Source organism: Marinospirillum sp., from assembly GCF_014859565.1.
Window position 1 is genome coordinate 1 of record NZ_JACUUA010000247.1, and the last position, 4472, is coordinate 4472.

4 protein-coding genes are annotated in these 4472 nt (G+C 49.3%); all 4 read right to left on the bottom strand.

The annotated features are described in order from the left end of the window. Positions 1 to 10: 10 nt before the first annotated feature. Genes IBX50_RS17555 through IBX50_RS17570 form a run of 4 tightly spaced genes read right to left on the bottom strand, consistent with a single transcriptional unit; the run spans position 11 to position 3977 of the window. Positions 11 to 838, bottom strand: a complete 828-nt coding sequence (locus IBX50_RS17555; protein ID WP_292257594.1) for a hypothetical protein — start codon at positions 836 to 838, stop codon at positions 11 to 13. 33 nt (positions 839 to 871) lie between these two features. After that, positions 872 to 1375, bottom strand: a complete 504-nt coding sequence (locus tag IBX50_RS17560) for a DUF2628 domain-containing protein (protein ID WP_292257595.1) — start codon at positions 1373 to 1375, stop codon at positions 872 to 874. Positions 1376 to 1411: 36 nt separating this feature from the next. Then, positions 1412 to 2137 carry an OmpA family protein gene (locus IBX50_RS17565; RefSeq protein ID WP_292257596.1) on the bottom strand — a complete coding sequence of 242 codons (726 nt, stop codon included), beginning with the start codon at positions 2135 to 2137 and terminating at the stop codon, positions 1412 to 1414. A gap of 4 nt (positions 2138 to 2141) precedes the next feature. Further along, positions 2142 to 3977: a hypothetical protein gene (locus tag IBX50_RS17570; RefSeq protein WP_292257597.1), complete on the bottom strand. Its 1836-nt coding sequence runs from the start codon at positions 3975 to 3977 to the stop codon at positions 2142 to 2144. Positions 3978 to 4472 lie beyond the last annotated feature (495 nt).

Below are 4472 nucleotides of genomic sequence, written 5' to 3' on the forward strand. Positions count from 1 at the left end.
AAACAGGTGTTCACGTTCGATCAGAATCACTGTTCACGTTCACCAGAATACGCAGGCTCAGAAAAAGATGTTGATGATAGGGCTGTTTGCTATGACAATCAGCACACAGAACCTGCAGGTTATTGCTCAGGTTATTGCTTTTAACACCGTCCTGGTGGTGTACATGCACCAAATAAGGCGCAGAGCGCAGCTGTACATGACAACTTTGGCAGGTGTAGCCCTGTTGCTCTCGTAGGCGCTGAGAGACTTGCGGCCAATCCGGCGTATAGCCATCCTGCTGACCGCTGATGCGTTTGGGCAGGCGCTCAAAATGCGAGCTATGCTTGGCAAAAAAGGTTTGGATATCGAATTGGCTCACCGCTGTAAAGTTTTTATGCGTAACGATACCCTCATAGTTCAAAAGCTTCAGGCAGTTCTGACACACCTGCAAGCGGGTTCGCCCTTCAAGGTTTTGGCCATTCTTGCTGACTCCACGAATAAAAAAATCGCCACTCAAATTATTGGTGACCACATAACGTTGGAAGCGGCCTTTTTGCTTCATTTCTTGCAGTGTGCTGCATTCAGCAACATGAAAACGCCGTCCGTTTTTTCCATCAGCAAGCGCCTCTTCTACGCCGTGTAAATGATCCTGAATATAAAGCAAAATCTGATAGCCACGCGCCTGTAGTAAACCGCTGCGGTGGCTTTTTAGGTCTTTCAGCTCAATACTGATGCCTTCTTGGCTGAGCTGCGTTGCCCAGGCTTCAAGCTTTTTTTCCAGCGAAAAATCCGCCTTCAAGGGCGAACCCATTTGCTGAACGGCTTCCTCTAGTGCGGTGAGGTCAATATCGAGCTTCATCTGGTTTTTACTATCTTGCTGGTTGACCTTGCCTTAAAAGTTAACGGCTGAGTCCATTATTGCAAAGAGCATCGCCACAATTACGAGCATCACAATCAGTGCCCAAAAAATTCCGAGAACCCAGACAACCCAGGTGTGAAAACCACCCAATGAATAAAGAGCACGTATTTTTTCTTCCTCTGCTCCTTGGAGTTCGCTTTTGATTCGATGGAAGCGTTTAAGGACGAAGTAACTAGAGCAGCCACCCCAAATAACCATGGCTACCAAGCCACCAAAAGGAATTAAGCTTGCAAAAGCGATAGAGATCAAAGCGCTTAAAGCGGGTAGATAGGCTTTACGATAGAGCAAAAACGGAACACTGAAGAAGAAGGCCCACCAGCTCCAATGCCAGCGGAATTGAAACACACCTGAGTGCTGCATCTTGTCGAGTCCGTGCTGATAAAAAGCCATTTTTTCGGGCTTTTGGATATAAGCTTCCAGTAGCTTGTGGTCACTTGCTGGTTTTTCGGTTGCTGGTATTGCTGCCTTCTCTTGCATGGCGTTTCTCCTGGGTGGCTGATACTTTTTTGTCAATCAGTCTGCAGCCAAAATTTGGCGAATTTGTTGCTCAGCGTTGGTGATGACACGAAAGCTAACACGTCGTGATCGTTGGGCATCTTCTTCGCCCTGCTGGTCAAGGATCAGGCGTGAAGAGGAAAAGCCCACCGCTGCCACCTGCTGTTTGATCCAGTCTTGCTGCTCAGGACTATGAGATTCCTGATGATAGACATACTCCAACACGCTGCGGGTACGGCCTTGGGAGAGGCGCATATTGTTGAAGTAGGCTTCTTCTGTGCGAAAGCCTTGCCCCCAGTCGCTGCTGGTATGGCCTTCAACACGCACTTCATCAATCGACTCAGAAAAATCGAGCAGAATATCCAAGTAACGCGGAAAAAAGTCATCCAAAATGAGCTGAAATTCACTGCTTAACTCAGTGGAACCCAGCGCAAAGAGCACTTCGGGCGCATTAAAAGTGATCGACAGGGTTTCTTGGTCAAGATGAGCCATCCAGCGCGGCAAATCGGCAGCAAACTCCTGTTGCAGAGCTGCATATAAAGCACCTTGGCTGGCTTGATAGGTTAGTGCAATATCACGCACGCGGTCGCGCTCACTTAACCCATAGCGCATTAAGGCAATGGCAATAAACAGAAACACCATCATTAACCCCGCCATCAAATCAGACACGGACAGCCAAGTGTGGCCTTGGTCTGCTTCGCTGGTTCGGGTTGCGCGGCCCCAGATCTTATCCTTATTCGACATGGTTTTATAGCCTGTCCTGTGCCTGTACGATCTGCTGCATTTGCTGGGTCAGTTTTTGATAATCCTGAGTAAACTGCCCAGCAATTTGCGCCAAGGCTGCCCCCATCTGTTCTAAAACTCGCTGCAATTCTTTTTGCATGGCTTGGTCGATGACTTGAATTTCTTCATTGACCAGTTTTTGTACCGCTTCAGCGCCCGTGCTGGTGGCTGTTTCCAGCACCGAGGCGAGGCGATCAAAACTGGTTTGAAAGTGCTCCTGTTGCTCTTGGCTCATGACTTCGAGACGCTCAGTGAACCCCTTGTGCCCCTTTTCAAAGGTTTCTTTAAGCTGCTCTTGCCATTGGGTGTACTGCTCTTGACCCTTGCCTTGCGCTTGCTTTAGGCCGTCGAGCCATTGCTTTTGCTCCGTCAGCAGTTCGCTGGTATGAGCTTCATGCTGCTGAAAGTGCTTGCTGCTTTGGGTGAGCAGCTGCTCATAATGCTGGTTGGCTTGAGCTACAGAATCCTGCATGGCTTTCATGACGCGTTCTAAATTGTCCTGCAGTTCAGGTGCGGCTTGCACTGCGGCATCACGCACGTCTGCAAAAGCCTGCAAGTGGTCTTCTAGCTGCTTAATTTGGTGATCTGCGGTGGTGATAATCGGCGCGAGTTGTGCCATATATTCAGGCAGCGGCTCAGTGGCCGTGGCGATCACCTGTAAGGATTCGCGGCTTTGCTCGATACCTTGGGCAGCCAGATTGAATTCCTCTTGCAGGCGTTCCATTTGCTCGCGGTAGAGCTCTTGCCATTCAACCAGGCGTTTTACAGAAGCATCCAGCGCTTTAAAGTTCTCGCCAAACTGCTCGGTTAAGCGGTTGTTAAAGTCGCTGATGACTTCTTTCAGTGCCAGAATCACCTGCTCGGTCGCTGAGCGTGATAAATAATCACCAAAGGTGGTCAGTTGTTCGCTCAAGTGATTTTCAAAAGCAGTAAACTGTTCAGCTCTTCGTTCTTCTCGCTCGGCTTGAGCAGCCCAAGTCTGCTGCTGCTCTTGTTGCTGCTGGCTGAGGCTCTCTTGTATGCCAGAAAGGGCTTTATGCTGATGCTCGCCCAGTTGCAGCAGGGGTTCAATTTGCTTTTGCAGGCTGTTAGCTAAGGCGTGGGGCAACTGTTCATTCTGCTCATTAAGGCGCTGCAAGTGCTGCTGGGCCTGCTGCAAAGACTCGCTGAGCTCTTTCCGCGCCTGTTCTTGTGTTTGTTGCTCTTGTGTCATCAACTCCTGCATACCTGCAAGGACCTTGTACTGATGCTTGCCCAATTGCTGCAGGGGGTCTATTTGCTCTTGCAAACTGGCAGCCAAAGCCTCGGGTAACTGCGCTTGCTGTTCATTAAGGCGCTCTAATAACTGAGTCAGGCGGGCACCATCGACCTGGGTTAATGCCTGATGGATATGAGCAAGATGAGTACCCTGCTGCTGCAACAAGCGATAAATATGCTCAGGGCCAACGGCCTCGGCTTCTTCTTCGCTCAGCGGTGGCTGCAAAAAGGTCAGACTGGTAGTCAGCAGCTTGTATAAAATGCTGGCAGCCATGCCCGCCAAGCTGGTTAAGAAGGCCATTTTTAGGCCTTCTAGCAAGCTGGCGATACTACCATCAATATCTTGCGAATCGAAATCCCACAACCCCAGCACGATGCCGCAAAAAGTGCCTAAAATACCTAAAGAAGTCAGCAGATTAGAGGCGTAATCAGTGAAGGCTGGCAGCTTGTTCAGCAACCTGGCTGCTAGTGCAAGGGCGAAAAACAAGCCGATCAAAGAGAAGAAAATCAGGCTTACTGAGGTGGTAGAAATCAAGTGCTCCATATATTCCTTGTCCCTAGACCGCTGTGGTTAGTGGGTTGGTGGTCATTCGCTGCGAACTGGTAGTAGAGGGCAGCTTTAAGCTTTGGCTGAAACTCTATAGCAGATAAGATACAACGCCAAGCCGGATTTTCTCGCCCTGATACCTCCTTATTCATGAGGCGTAGCTGAAAGATAGGGGTGAGCGCGGCATGCTATCGCAATACAAAGCGTTACTGAAAGCAACGGCTTGCCTCAACCGCCGTGAACCTTTTCGCTCAGAAACAGATGAGTGTCTATGAATCATAAGCGACAAAATATGGTGTTAGGGAGTAACACCCCAAAAAAAAAGAAGGTAGCCATGGCTGCCTGACCAGCTCTACTTATCGCACAGGTTATTAAAAGAGGGGAATGCCGTGCATCGACCTCAAGCGGCAAAGAGCTTCTATTTGCTTCTCTGCTTCACAATAGTTCGCAATAGTTCGGACAGTTTTAAAGAAAGCCTGCTACCCGGATAAT